This is a genomic window from Streptomyces sp. NPDC002776, assembly GCF_053592195.1.
Genome location: NZ_JBSFVG010000008.1, coordinates 1 through 12,653, shown reverse-complemented (window position 1 = coordinate 12,653; position 12,653 = coordinate 1). Strand labels below are relative to the sequence as shown.

Annotated in this window: 11 protein-coding genes and 2 pseudogenes; 7 read left to right on the top strand and 6 right to left on the bottom strand. The window is 71.9% G+C overall.

Annotated features, from left to right (window positions below; genetic code table 11):
- Nucleotides 1–71: 71 nt before the first annotated feature.
- Nucleotides 72–794, top strand: coding sequence for a 3'-5' exonuclease (locus ACWD11_RS17775; RefSeq protein WP_389419854.1), 723 nt, complete (start codon nt 72–74; stop codon nt 792–794).
- Between the two features lie 9 nt (nt 795–803).
- Here the strand turns inward: ACWD11_RS17775 and ACWD11_RS17770 are convergent, their stop codons facing one another.
- Nucleotides 804–1,301: a YbaK/EbsC family protein gene (locus tag ACWD11_RS17770; protein WP_451283959.1), complete on the bottom strand. Its 498-nt coding sequence runs from the start codon at nt 1,299–1,301 to the stop codon at nt 804–806.
- Nucleotides 1,271–2,230, bottom strand: coding sequence for a DMT family transporter (locus ACWD11_RS17765; protein WP_451283957.1), 960 nt, complete (start codon nt 2,228–2,230; stop codon nt 1,271–1,273). The genes ACWD11_RS17770 and ACWD11_RS17765 overlap by 31 nt, the downstream gene beginning before the upstream one ends.
- A 93-nt stretch (nt 2,231–2,323) precedes the next feature.
- On the opposite strand from ACWD11_RS17765, the gene ACWD11_RS17760 reads away from it, so the two are divergent.
- Nucleotides 2,324–3,223: a LysR family transcriptional regulator gene (locus ACWD11_RS17760; protein WP_389419852.1), complete on the top strand. Its 900-nt coding sequence runs from the start codon at nt 2,324–2,326 to the stop codon at nt 3,221–3,223.
- Between the two features lie 75 nt (nt 3,224–3,298).
- On the opposite strand, the gene ACWD11_RS17755 is transcribed toward ACWD11_RS17760, so the two are convergent.
- Entirely contained in the window at nt 3,299–4,162 is an 864-nt protein-coding gene (locus ACWD11_RS17755) for a phosphotransferase enzyme family protein (protein WP_389419851.1), read from the bottom strand.
- Nucleotides 4,163–4,324: 162 nt separating this feature from the next.
- On the opposite strand from ACWD11_RS17755, the gene ACWD11_RS17750 reads away from it, so the two are divergent.
- The 4 genes and pseudogenes from ACWD11_RS17750 to mgt all read left to right on the top strand — a co-directional run bounded on the left by ACWD11_RS17750 (nt 4,325) and on the right by mgt (nt 8,618).
- Nucleotides 4,325–5,236: a carbohydrate ABC transporter permease gene (locus tag ACWD11_RS17750; RefSeq protein WP_250071378.1), complete on the top strand. Its 912-nt coding sequence runs from the start codon at nt 4,325–4,327 to the stop codon at nt 5,234–5,236.
- On the top strand, nt 5,233–6,066 hold the full coding sequence (locus ACWD11_RS17745; protein WP_451283954.1) for a carbohydrate ABC transporter permease: 834 nt from the start codon (nt 5,233–5,235) through the stop codon (nt 6,064–6,066). Before ACWD11_RS17750 ends, ACWD11_RS17745 begins: the two co-directional genes overlap by 4 nt.
- Nucleotides 6,066–7,337, top strand: coding sequence for an ABC transporter substrate-binding protein (locus ACWD11_RS17740; protein WP_451283952.1), 1,272 nt, complete (start codon nt 6,066–6,068; stop codon nt 7,335–7,337). The genes ACWD11_RS17745 and ACWD11_RS17740 overlap by 1 nt, the downstream gene beginning before the upstream one ends.
- Nucleotides 7,338–7,354: 17 nt before the next feature.
- Nucleotides 7,355–8,618, top strand: a pseudogene (gene mgt, locus ACWD11_RS17735) (macrolide-inactivating glycosyltransferase).
- A gap of 62 nt (nt 8,619–8,680) precedes the next feature.
- Here the strand turns inward: mgt and ACWD11_RS17730 are convergent.
- On the bottom strand, nt 8,681–10,945 hold the full coding sequence (locus tag ACWD11_RS17730; RefSeq protein WP_389419848.1) for an MMPL family transporter: 2,265 nt from the start codon (nt 10,943–10,945) through the stop codon (nt 8,681–8,683).
- A 215-nt stretch (nt 10,946–11,160) separates the two neighbouring features.
- On the opposite strand from ACWD11_RS17730, the gene ACWD11_RS17725 reads away from it, so the two are divergent.
- Complete coding sequence (locus tag ACWD11_RS17725; RefSeq protein ID WP_451283950.1) at nt 11,161–11,709, top strand: DUF1697 domain-containing protein; 549 nt, start codon at nt 11,161–11,163, stop codon at nt 11,707–11,709.
- A gap of 24 nt (nt 11,710–11,733) precedes the next feature.
- On the opposite strand, the gene ACWD11_RS17720 is transcribed toward ACWD11_RS17725, so the two are convergent.
- On the bottom strand, nt 11,734–12,474 hold the full coding sequence (locus tag ACWD11_RS17720) for a sirohydrochlorin chelatase (RefSeq protein WP_389419846.1): 741 nt from the start codon (nt 12,472–12,474) through the stop codon (nt 11,734–11,736).
- A 5-nt stretch (nt 12,475–12,479) separates the two neighbouring features.
- A pseudogene (locus ACWD11_RS17715) lies at nt 12,480–12,653 on the bottom strand (ABC transporter permease); the annotation flags it as partial.

The window sequence follows — 12,653 nt, the reverse complement described above, 5'->3', positions numbered from 1 at the left end:
TCTGATTGTCAGTGGCCCGTGGGAGGGTGGAGACCACTGGGGGAGAGCACCACCAAGGAGGGGGACCGCCCATGGGCTGGCACCGTGAGCTGCTGATCGGATTCGACCTGGAGACGACCGGGACGGATCCGGGCCAGGCGCGTATCGTCACCGGGGCCGTGATCGAGGTCAGGGGCGGGCAGCAGCTCGGGCGCCGGGAGTGGCTGGCCGACCCGGGCGTGGTGATCCCGGCGGACGCGGTGGCGGTGCACGGCATCAGCAACGAACGCGCGGCCGGCGAGGGCCGGCCCGCGGACCGGGTGGCGGACGCCATTGCCGATGTCCTGACGGGTTACTGGAAGACAGGCGTGCCGGTCGTCGCCTACAACGCCGCGTTCGACCTGAGCCTGCTCTCCGCCGAACTGCGGCGCTACGGCCTGCCGTCGCTGCGGGAGCGCCTCGGCGGGACGGCCCCCGCGCCCGTCGTCGACCCGTACACGATCGACCGCTGGGTCGACCGCTATCGCCGCGGCAAGCGCAATCTGGAGGCGGTCTGCGCGGAGTACGGCGTCCGGCTGGACGCCGCCCACGACGCCTCGGCGGACGCCCTGGCCGCGGCCCGGCTCGCCTGCGCGATAGCCGACCGCCACCCCAAGATCGCGTCCCTCGGTCCGGCGGAGCTCCACCGCCGCCAGATCGCGTGGTACGCCGAGTGGGCGGCGGACTTCCAGGACTTCCTGCGCCGCAAGGGCGACGAGCAGGCAGTGGTGGACGGCACCTGGCCGCTGCGGGTGCCGGCGGACGAGACCGTGTGAGCCCTCCGGTCACTCGGGGGCGGGCCCCGCGATCCGCTCGATCCGCGGCTCGGCCAGCCGTGCGTAGTCGGCGCCCGAGATCCGCATCGACCGGTCCAGCCGGGCCGCGTTGAAGTACAGCTTCGGCTGCGCGACCACCTCCGGATCGGCGACGAGGTCGAGCTCGGGATCGAAGCTGAACGGCAGGACCGTGCCCGGCACCGAGCGGGCCAGCCGCTCGGCCGTCTCCGGGTCGCTGAAGCCGGCGTAGCGCGCCGCGTACAGCGAGCGGACGGCGTCCAGGTCGACGCGGCGGTCGCCGGGGACCACAGCGAGGACGTGCCGGGTGGTCCGGCGGTCGGTCTTGACGCGCAGCACGATGCACTTCGCCGCCTGGGACGCGGGGTGGCCGCGCAGCGCGCAGACGGCCTCGGTGGCGCCCTCGGGTGCGTGGTCGAGGAGCTCATAACCGATGCCGGCGGCGTCCAGCAGGGAGATCAGGTGCTGGTAAGTGGCGTGCTCGGACATGCGGGGTCCTGTTCGGTGCGAGGGGCGGGCAGATCGGGCGGGGCAGGAGGGGTGCGGTGGGTGCGTTCCACGGCCTGGCCCCAGTAGGTGCCGGTGAGCATCAGGGCGGCGCCCAGACCGGTCAGCGCGGTCAGGTGCTCGCCGCCCAGGGCGATGCCCACCGCCACCGCCCACAGCGGCTCGGTGCCCAGGAGCAGGCTGGCCCGGCTCGCGGACGTCCGCTGCACGGCCCAGGTCTGCGCCAGGAAGGCGAACACACTGCAGAACAGGGCCAGATAGACCAGCTGGGTCCAGGTCGCCGCGTCGGCGCGGGCCAGCGTCGGCAGCCCCGAGCCGGCGAGGGCCGGCAGGAACAGCACCGTGCCGACCAGGGTCTGCACCGTCGTCAGCTGCAGCGGACGGATCGCCCGCCCGACGGTCAGCCGTCCGACCAGGACGACATGGCCGGCCCGGATCAGCGCGGCGCCCAGCATCAGCAGGTCGCCGAGGCGGGGCGCGTGGAAGCCGTTGCCGGACATCAGCAGGGCGACGGCGAGGACACACACGCCGGTCGCGGCGTAGAAGGCGGCCGGCATGCCGCCGGAGCGCCCGGCGCGGTCGAGGAGGGGGGTGAGCACGATGGTCAGGCTGATGATGAGCCCGGCGTTGGCGGCGGTGGTGTGAGCGACGCCGTACGTCTCCACGATGAGCACCGCGGCCTGCGTCAGACCGAGCGGCACCCCGGCGCGCAGCTCGTCCCGGGTCCACCGGCGGGCGCCGCGCCGGGAGAGGACGACGCCGAGACAGGCGAGCGCGGAGAGGGCGTAGCGGGCGAACAGCACCAGCAGGACGGGCAGGGCGGCGGTGGCCGTCTGGGCGGAGAGATAACTGGATCCCCAGACGATCGCGACAAGGAGGAGTACCGCATCGGTACGTCGGACGTCGGACACGCCCCTACGGTGCCCCGGATCGTCTCTGTAGCCCAGGGCCAGTTTCTAAAAGGATCTTTTAGCGCCGCTACATCGGGTCCCTACACTGAGGGCGTGGACGAACGACAGCTGCGGATCCTGCGGGAGCTGGGCGAACTGGGCAGTGTCACGGCGGTCGCCGAGGCGCTGCTGGTGACACCCTCGGCGATCTCCCAGCAGCTCAGGCTGCTCCAGCGGGCGATCCCGGTCCCGCTCACCGAGCGGCAGGGCAGACGGCTGGTGCTGACCGACGCCGGGCAGGCGCTGGCCGGCGCGGCCGTGGAGGTGGAGACGGCGCTGGCGCGGGCCCGGGGCAGTGTCGAGGAGTTCGTGGGGCGGCCGGACGGGGAGGTGTCGGTGGCGGCGTTCCACAGCGCGGGCGGCGCGTTCTTCCCGCTCCTGCTGCGCGCCCTCGCCGGTCCCGGCAAGCCGGAGGTGAGGCTGGCCGACGAGGACGTACCGCAGGAGGACTTCCCCCGGCTGACCCGGGAGTACGACATCGTCCTCGCCCACCGGCTGGAGCACGCCCCGCCCTGGCCGGACACGGTCACGGTGACCACGCTGCTGCGCGAGCCGCTGGACGTGGCCATGCCCAAGGAGCATCCGCTGGCCGCGAAGCGCCGCGTCACCCCGCGCGATGTGGCCGACGAGCCCTGGATCACGGTGCACGACGGCTTCCCGGTGATGGCCACCATCGACGCCATCGCGGCGGCGGCCGGCCGGCGGCTCCGCATTGCCCACCGCATCAACGAGTTCGCGGTGGTGGCCGAGGCGGTGGCCGCCGGAGGAGGCATCGCGCTGATGCCCCGCTGGACGATGCGCCCCCACCCGGCACTGACGCTGAGACCCCTCAGCGGAGTCCGGGCGAGGCGCACCATCGACGCCCTCTACCGCCCGGAGCGGACGGCGAGAAAGGCGGTCCGCACCGTACTGAAGGAACTGCGCGAAGCGGCCGGCTCGATCCAAGCCCCCTAGGGGCGCGGGGAACTGCGCGCTCAGCCGCAGGATGCCCGCAGCCGCCCGACGACATACGGCCCCATCAAAAGGCGCTCAGAACGGATACCACCGCACCGTCGGATCCCCGTCCCGCAGCGAAGCCACTCGGCGCCGGAACTCCTCCAGCGCCTTCGGATTGCCCGGCGCATGCTGAGCCACCCAGGCACAACTGGCCGTCTCCCGGGCCCCCCGCAGCACCGAGCACCCCTCCCACTCCCGCACATCCCAGCCGTACCCGGCGACGAACGACTCATAGGCCGCCGCGGGCAGCCCGTACCGGTCACGGGACAGCGCCATCACGACCAGATCGTGCTCGCGGAGGTCGGCGGAGAAGGTCTCCAGGTCGACCAGCACCGGCCCATCGGCGCCCACGTGGACATTGCGCGGCAGCGCGTCGCCGTGGATCGGGCCCACCGGCAGACGCGGCGTCAGCCGGGCCGCCGCCGCGGCGAAACCGTCCCGCCGCGCCCGCAGATACGCCGCGTCCGCCGGGTCGACCGCGTCGCCCGCGAGCCGCAGCCAGCGTTCCACGCCGCCCAGCAGGTCGCGTGGCGGAAGGGCGAAGGAGGGCGCGGGCAGGGCGTGGACGACCCGTAGGAGTTCGGCCAAATCGTGCGGCTCCGCGGGGCGTACTGGATCGGGCAGCCGGTGCCACACCGTCACCGGGTGTCCCTCGACCAGCAGCGGCTCGGGCCCGGCCGCCCGGACCGCCGGGACGCCCGCCTCGGCCAGCCACCCCGCGATGTCCAGTTCGCGCCGGGCCCGCTCCAGGAGTGAGGCGTCGCGGCCCACCTTGACGACCAGGTCACCGGCGGCGAACACGGCGTTCTCGCCCAGGGCGAGGAGAGCCGCGTCCCGCGCCGGACCGGGCAGCACGCCCGCCGCGGCCAGGACCTCCCGGGCCCGCATCTCGTCCATCGTCCGCCTCCATGTCGCCCTCGGTGAGTGGTCATCCGTTGGCCAGTCTCGCATTCGCACAGGTCGGAACGTGTGCGCGGTGTCTTGACGACGCCCGCCCCGGTCACGACCATGACCAGGCCCAGTCCGAGATCGTCACGAGCCCCACGAGGAGCCGCTCACGTGACCTTGGTGACCGCGACGAGGCGGTCCGCGCGGAAGGCGCCGCTGGACCGCGGGGCCTGGTTCCTGGTGCTGCCCGCGCTGATCCCCATCCTGCTGCTCAGCGTCGGACCGCTGCTGTACGGGATCCTGCTGGCCTTCACCGACTCGCAGTCCGGGCGCACCGAGCCCACCCAGTGGATCGGCGGCCTCAACTTCCGGGACCTGTGGCAGGACACCCTGTTCTGGGAGTCGTTCCGGATCGGTCTGGTGTGGGCCGTCGGGGTCACCGTGCCGCAGTTCCTGCTGGCGCTCGGTCTCGCCCTGCTGCTCAGCCAGGACCTCAGACTGCGCTGGCTGGCCCGGGCCCTGGCGATCGTCCCGTGGGCCATGCCGGAGGTCGTGGTCGGGGTGATGTGGCGGCTGGTCTACAACGCGGACGCGGGCATCCTCAACGAAACCCTGCGCGACCTGCACCTCGGTGACGGACGCGACTGGCTCAGCGGCCTGGCCACGGCCCTGCCCGCCGTCATCGTGGTCGGTGTCTGGGCGGGCATGCCCACCACCACCGTCGCCCTGCTCGCCGGCCTGCAGAACACCCCGCGCGAACTGCACGAGGCCGCCGCCGTGGACGGCGCCGGGGCCTGGCGGCGCTTCAGGACCGTCACCTGGCCCGCGCTGCGGCCGGTCGCCCTCGCCATCACGGCCCTCAACCTGATCTGGAACTTCAACTCCTTCGCCCTGGTGTACGTCCTGACCAGCGGCGGCCCCGGCGGCCGCACCCGGCTGCCGATGCTCTTCGCCTACGAAGAGGCCTTCCGCTACGGGCAGTTCGGCTACGCCGCGGCGATGGGATGTGTGATGGTGGCCCTGGTCTCGGTCCTGCTCGCCCTGTTCCTCGTGGGCCGGCTCAGGGGAGGGGACGAGTCATGAGGACGCGCCCCGCGGCCCGCGCCGGCCAGTACGCCGCCCTGTTCGGCTATCTGGTCTTCCTCGCCTTCCCCTTCCTCTGGCTGATCTCCACCGCCTTCAAGCCGCCCCGCGAACTCGGCAGCCTCCACCCCACCTGGATCCCCGAGAACCCCACGCTGGACAACTTCCGCCAGGCCTTCGACGAACAGCCGCTGCTGCGGGCCGCGGGCAATTCCCTGATCGCCGCGGTCTCGGCCGCCCTGATCGCCGTAGTGATCGCGACTCCGATGGCGTACGTCATGGCCCGGCACCGCACCCGGCTCGCGCGCGCCGCGACCGGCTGGGTCGTCGTCAGCCAGGCGTTCCCGCTGGTCCTGGTGATCATCCCGCTGTTCCTGGTGCTGAAGAACCTGCGGCTGATCGACTCCCTGGCCGGGCTGATCCTGGTGTACGTGGTGTGGGCGCTGCCGTTCGCGCTGTGGATGCTGGTCGGTTACGTCCGGGCCGTGCCCACCGAGCTGGAGGAGGCGGCCGCCGTCGACGGGGCCGGCAAGCTGCGCACCCTGGTCTCGGTGACCGCACCGCTGCTCGCCCCGGGCATCGTGGCCACGGGGCTGTTCGCCTTCGTCACCGCGTGGAACGAGTTCTTCTTCGCGCTGGTCCTGCTGAAGACCCCGGAGAAGCAGACCCTGCCGGTGACCCTCACCCATTTCATCGGCGCTGAGGGCGTCGCCGACCTCGGCCCGCTGGCCGCGGCCGCGTTCCTCGCGACCCTGCCCTCCCTGGTGGTCTTCGCGATCGTCCAGCGCCGGATCACGGGCGGCATGCTCGCCGGGGCGGTGAAGAACTGATGCGCGCACGCTGGATCCTCGTCCTCCTGCTCCTCCTCGCGGGCTGCTCCGGCGACGGTGAGCCCGACGACGGCCGGATCACCCTCCGCTTCCAGTCCCTGGCCTGGCAGGAGGAGTCCGTCGCGGTCAACAAGGAACTCGTCGAGGAGTGGAACGCGCGCCATCCGGACGTCCAGGTCGAGTACGTACAGGGCAGTTGGGACAGCGTCCACGACCAGCTGCTCACCTCCTTCGAGGGCGGCGAGGCACCCGACATCGTGCACGACGCCTCCGACGACCTCGCCGACTTCGCCTACGGCGGCCACCTCGCCGATCTGACCGGCCTGCTCTCCGGCCGTCTCAAGGCGGACATCCCCGAGCGCAGTTGGCAGACGGTGACCTTCGGGGACGGCATCTACGGCGTGCCGTTCCTCCAGGAGCCGCGCGTGCTCATCGCCAACGCCACCTGGCTGAAGAAGTCCGGTGTCCGCATCCCCACCCCCGAACGGCCCTGGACCTGGCCGGAGTTCCGGCAGATCACCGAGGAGCTGAGCGGCGACGGCACCTACGGCGTGGCCTGGCCGCTGAAGGAACCCGTCTCCGCCACCCTCAACCTCTCCCTGTCGGCGGGCGGGCAGCTCTTCCACCGGGACTTTGACGGCAAGGTCGAGATCCGCTTCGGGACCGCCGACGAGGTGGTCCCGAGGACGATCCACGACCAGGTCAACTCCGACGGCAGCGCCTCCGGTTCGACCCTGGGCAGCGGCGGTTCGGACACCCTGCCCGGCTTCTTCGGCGGCCGGTACGCGATGGTCCCGCTCGGCTTCTCCTACCGCCAGCAGATCGTGCAGCAGGCCCCGGAGGGCTTCGACTGGCAGGTGCTGCCCGCCCCCGCGGGCGCGGACGGACTCACTCAGGGCGTCAGCCCGCAGACGCTCTCCATCGCCGCGGACAGCCCGCACCAGGAGGAGGCGGCCGAGTTCATCGACTTCCTGCTCCAGCCGCGGAACATGGTCCGGCTCGCCCTCGGCGACTGGATGCTGCCCACCGGCACCGAGGCGCTGAAGGACCCGGCGCTGCGCACCGCCGAGCACGACTGGGCGACCGGCACCGCCCTCGCCGAGCACCTGCGCTCGGCGCCCGCCCAGTCGGTCCGCGGCTACCCAGAGTGGAAGGACAAGGTCGCCACCCCCGCCCTCCAGGAGTACTACAGCGGAGCGATCGGACTCGACGACCTGCGCGAGCGCCTGGAGAAGGACGGAAACCTGGTCCTCGCCCGCTACCAGAGGTGACAGCCCGACAACCAGAGGTGCCGGCGCCGCCCCGCACTCTATATAAGTTGCACGAGACGTATCGTCTCGCTTAGTCTCCGGGACATGACCTCACCCGCGCACATCGCCATGTTCTCCATCGCCGCCCACGGCCACGTGAACCCGAGCCTCGAAGTGATCCGTGAGCTCGTCGCGCGCGGACACCGGGTCACCTACGCGATCCCGCCCGCGTTCGCCGGGAAGGTCGCCGAGACCGGCGCCGAGCCGAAGCTGTGGCACTCCACCCTGCCCGGCCCGGACGCCGACCCGGCGGCCTGGGGAAGCACCCTGCTGGACAACGTCGAGCCGTTCCTGGCCGACGCGATCCAGGCGCTGCCCCAGCTCGTCGAGGCCTACCGGGGCGACGAGCCGGACCTCGTCCTGCACGACATCACCGCCTACCCCGCCCGCGTCCTCGCCCACCGCTGGGGCGTCCCCGCCATCTCGCTCTCACCGAACCTCGTCGCCTGGGAGGGCTACGAGGAGGAGGTCGCCGAGCCGATGTGGGCGGAGCCGAAGAGCACCGAGCGCGGCCGGGCCTACTACGCCCGCTTCCGGTCCTGGCTGGAGGAGAACGGCATCACCCTGCACCCGGACCGGTTCGCGGGCCGCCCCGACCGCTCCCTCGTGCTGATCCCGAAGGCGCTGCAGCCGAACGCCGACCGGGTCGACGAGTCGGTGTACTCCTTCGTGGGCGCCTGCCAGGGCGACCGGGGAGCCGAGGGGGAGTGGCAGCGGCCCGCCGGGGCCGAGAAGGTCGTCCTCGTCTCGCTCGGCTCGTCCTTCACCAAGCAGCCCGGCTTCTACCGGGAGTGCGTCAAGGCCTTCGGGGAACTGCCCGGCTGGCACCTGGTGCTCCAGATCGGCCGGCATGTCGACCCCGCCGAGCTGGGAGACGTACCGGCCGACGTCGAAGTGCGGTCCTGGGTGCCGCAGTTGGCCGTGCTCAAGCAGGCCGACCTGTTCGTCACCCACGCCGGCGCGGGCGGCAGCCAGGAGGGGATGGCCACGGCCACCCCGATGATCGCCGTACCGCAGGCCGTGGATCAGTTCGGCAACGCGGAGATGCTCCAGGCGCTCGGTGTGGCCCGGCAGCTGTCCACCGAGGAGGCGACCGCCGAGGCGCTGCGGGAGACCGCGCTCACCCTCGTCGACGACCCGGAGGTGGCCGGGCGGCTGAAGGACATCGCGGCGCGGACGGCCGAGGAGGGCGGCACCCGGCGGGCGGCCGACCTCATCGAGGCTGAACTCCCCGGCCGGTGAGCACAGCCGAGGGCCCGTCGGTTCCCCCGTGACCGACGGGCCCTCGTGTCATGCGGTCCGGATCAGACCGGGACGCGCTCCCCCTCGTCGTCCCGCGCCGGCTGGGCGACCGCCTCCGGCGCCTCGTCGTGCGTCAGGTCGGGCAGGCGCTCCAGCCACTTCGGCAGGTACCAGTTGCGCTCGCCCAGCAGTGCCATGACCGCCGGGAGCAGCACACCCCGGATGATTGTCGCGTCGATGAGCACCGCGGCCGCGAGGCCCACGCCCATCTGCTTCATGGACTGCATGGACAGCGTGCCGAAGATCCCGAACACGGCGACCATGATGACCGCGGCGCTGGTGACGACACCCGCCGTGGTGACCACCCCGTGCTTGATCGCCTCGTTCGTCGTACGGCCCTTCAGCCGCGCCTCGCGGATCCGGGAGACCACGAACACGTGGTAGTCCATCGACAGGCCGAACAGGATCACGAAGAGGAACAGCGGCAGCCAGCTGATGATGGCGCCGACCCCCTCCGCGCCCACCAGGGACGCCCCCCAGCCGTGCTGGAAGACGCCGACCAGGATGCCGTAGGCCGCGCCCACCGACAGCAGGTTGAGCGCGATCGAGGTGATCGCGATCGTCAGCGAGCGGAAGGACAGCAGCATCAGCAGGAAGGCGAAGACCACCACGAACGCGAAGACCGGGACGACCGCTCCGGCCAGCTGGTTGTTGAAGTCGTGGCTGCCCGCCACCTGTCCGGTGATCGGCGCCTCCAGGCCGTCGACCTTGCCGAGCGTGGCCGGACGGACCTCGTCGCGCAGTTTCTCCAGGCTCTCGCCCGCCTTGTCGAGGTCGGAGCCGCCGACCAGCGGGACGTAGACGAAGGCGAGGTTCTGCTCGTCGTGCAGCTTGATCTCGACCGGGCCGCGCGAGGCGCCCGAGTCCACGGCCTCCCGCTTGAAGTCGGCGAGCGCGCTCTGCACCTCGGGGGCGTTGATGTCGTCCGCCTTGACGACCACCTCGGCCGGCTCGGAGCCGCCGGGGAAGGCGTCGTTGACCCGGTTGTACGTCTGCACGATGGGCAGCGAGTCGCCGAACTCCTGGTCCAGCGTGAGGTTCTGGGTCTTCATGCCGACCGCGGGAGCGGCGACCGCGAGCAGCGCGCCGGTCGCGACGACCGCCGAGATCAGCGGCCGCTTCAGCACGGCACCGAGGATGGCCGTCCACAGGCGGCTGTCCCGGTTGACGTTGCCGCGCTTGCGGCGCAGCTTGCTCTCCGGGTGCAGGTAGGGAATGCGGCCCTTCTCCACCCGGTGGCCCAGCAGGGACAGCACCGCGGGAAGCACGGTCACCGAACCGACCATGGCGACCGCCACGACGATCAGCGAGGCAAGACCCATCGCCTCGAAGTCGGCGATACCGGTGAACAGCATGCCCGCCATCGCCACGCACACCGTGACACCGGAGACCACGATCGCCCGGCCACTGGTGGCGGCGGCGATCCGCAGCGCCGTCTGCGGGTCCTTGCCGGCGGCCCGCTCCTCACGCTCGCGGCGCAGGTAGAACAGGCAGTAGTCGACGCCGACGGCCAGACCGACCAGCAGCATCACCGAGTTGGCGACATCGCCCATCGGCATGACATGGCTGACGATGCCCATCAGACCCATCGTCGCCATGATCGCGGTGATCGCCAGGAGCACCGGCAGCAGCGCCGCGACGAGCGCGCCGAAGGCGATCAGCAGAATGCCGAGGGCCACGGGCACGGCCGAGTACTCGGCCTTCTTGAAGTCGTCCCCGAACGCGTCGTCGAACGTCTTCATCATGCTGGCGGCGCCGATCTCCTCGATCGTCAGCGCCGGATGGTCCTTCTGGACCTCGGCCACCGCCTTCAGCACCGGCTCGACCCGCTCGCTCGCGGTCTCCGCGTCACCGCGCATGTCGAACTGCACCAGCGCGCTGCGGCCGTCCTCGGAGAGGGTGTCCGCGTCGTACGGCGAGGTGACGCCGGTGACCTTGCCGGTCGCCTCGACCGCGTCCATCACCGCGGTGACCGCGGCGCGGAACTCGGTGTCGGTGGCCTTCAGGCCGGCGTCCTTCGCCTGAACCAGGACGGTCTCGCCGGCCGGCTCGTCGATCCCGGAATCGTCGATGATCTGCGCGGCGGTCTTCGTCTCGCCCTTGAGCGCCTGGCTCTCGTCCACGTCCACCCGGCCGGCCGCCGAACCGAGCCCCATCGCCAGGACGACGAACAGCACCCAGATGCCGACGGCAGCCCATCGGTGCCGGACGCTCCAGCCGCCTGCCCGGGCGGCCAGACCCCGCACCCGTATGTCTCCGTTCCCCATGATGGGCTTGCCCCCTTGTATGCGGTGGCAGCCCCCTGCCGCCACCTTCCGCTTTGAAGGTATGCGGCGGATAAAGGCATCTCGTCGTGCTGATCGGTGAGCTGAACGCGGCGGGAATCATCCCCCTGGACCCCGCCTTCTCCCCACTGGGGAGGAGGAAGCCCCTTACATCTATGTGCCGACTGCCCACCCCCGCGCAGCCTTATGGTGTGCGGATGACGACGAGGTATGCGGCGCTGCTGCGGGGGATCAACGTGGGCGGCGCCAAGAAGGTCCCGATGGCGGAGCTGCGCGTCCTGATGGCCGGGCTCGGCCTGGACGACGTGCGCACCTACCTCCAGAGCGGCCAGGCCGTCTTCTCCGCAGCGCGCGGCGACGAGGAGACCTGGGCCGCGGAGATCACGCGGGCGGTCGAGAAGCGGTTCGGGTTCGCCGTGGACGTCATCGTCCGCGACCACGCCTATCTGGCGGCGGTCGTCGAGGGCTGCCCCTTCCCGGCCGCCGAGCTGGAGGGCAAGCAGCTGCACGTCACGTACTTCTCCGAGCCGGTCACCGCCGAGCGCTTCGCCGAGATCGCCCCGGCCGCCTTCCTGCCGGAGGAGTTCCGGCTCGGCGAACGCTGCCTGTACCTGTACGCCCCGAACGGCCTCGGCCGCTCCAAGCTCGCCGAGCAGTTGGCCAGGCCACGCCTGAACAAGGGCCTGACCGCGACCACCCGGAACTGGAACACCGTGGTCAAGCTGGTGGAGATGACCGGAGGGTAGGCAGCCCGCTCCCGGGAGACGCCGTCAGGCGCCCACGGCCGCCAGCACCGGTACCCGGGCCGCGTCATAGCGGTCCAGCAGCAGCCGCGCGACCTCCGGTGCCGGGCCGAGGACATCGGCCAGGACGTCCGCCCCGGCGGCGCCCCGCGCGATCCGGTCCGGCAGGAAGCCGGGGGCGAGGACGTACGGCGCGACGGCCACCCGTTCGCAGCCGAGGGCCCGCAGTTCCCGTACCGCGTCCTCCGTGCGGGGCAGGGATGCGGAGGCGAACGCGGGCCGCACGGCACACCAACCGGTGCGCCGCCACTCCCGCGCGATGTCTGCGATCACCGCGCTCGCCTCCGGGTCGGTGGACCCCGCCGAGGCCAGCACGACCCCGGTCGAGGACTTGTCGGCGGGCGTGAGACCCGCCTCGTACAGCCGCCGCTCCAGCGCACCGAGCAGCAGCGGGGAGGGGCCGAGCACCTCCGTCTGCCGGATCCGCAGCCGCCGGGGCGCGTCCCGCAGCACCGCGGGGATGTCCGCCTTCGCGTGGAAGGCGCGGGTCAGCAGCAGCGGCAGCGCCACGACATCGCGCACGCCCTCCGCCGCGAGGGATTCCAGCACGCCCTGCACGGTGGGGATGTTGAAGTCCAGGAAGCCGGTCTCCACGCGCAGTCCGGGCCGCGCCGAGCGCACCCGTCGTACGAGGGCGTGCACGGTCGCGGCGTGCCGCGGGTCGCGGCTGCCGTGCGCGATGACGAGGAGGACCGGCTGGTGGCGCATGGGACTCAACTCCTCGCGAGCAGGCCGCGGCTGCGCAGCACCCAGCGCTCCAGCGGGCTGAAGATCAGCAGGTCGATGGCGATGCCGACGAGCAGGATCAGGAAGATGGCCAGGAACACCTGGGACATGCTGGCGTTGTTGCGGCCGTTCTCCAGCAACTGGCCGAGCCCGACGCCCAG

Bases quoted from the DNA above. Each gene is read 5' to 3' on its own strand.
- ACWD11_RS17755 (WP_389419851.1), bottom strand. From the start codon at position 4,162: ATGGACGAGATGCGGGCCCGGGAGGTCCTGGCCGCGGCGGGCGTGCTG.
- ACWD11_RS17725 (WP_451283950.1), top strand. From the start codon at position 11,161: ATGACGACGAGGTATGCGGCGCTGCTGCGGGGGATCAACGTGGGCGGC.
- ACWD11_RS17720 (WP_389419846.1), bottom strand. From the start codon at position 12,474: ATGCGCCACCAGCCGGTCCTCCTCGTCATCGCGCACGGCAGCCGCGAC.
- ACWD11_RS17730 (WP_389419848.1), bottom strand. From the start codon at position 10,945: ATGGGGAACGGAGACATACGGGTGCGGGGTCTGGCCGCCCGGGCAGGC.
- ACWD11_RS17745 (WP_451283954.1), top strand. From the start codon at position 5,233: ATGAGGACGCGCCCCGCGGCCCGCGCCGGCCAGTACGCCGCCCTGTTC.
- ACWD11_RS17775 (WP_389419854.1), top strand. From the start codon at position 72: ATGGGCTGGCACCGTGAGCTGCTGATCGGATTCGACCTGGAGACGACC.
- ACWD11_RS17740 (WP_451283952.1), top strand. From the start codon at position 6,066: ATGCGCGCACGCTGGATCCTCGTCCTCCTGCTCCTCCTCGCGGGCTGC.
- ACWD11_RS17770 (WP_451283959.1), bottom strand. From the start codon at position 1,301: ATGTCCGAGCACGCCACTTACCAGCACCTGATCTCCCTGCTGGACGCC.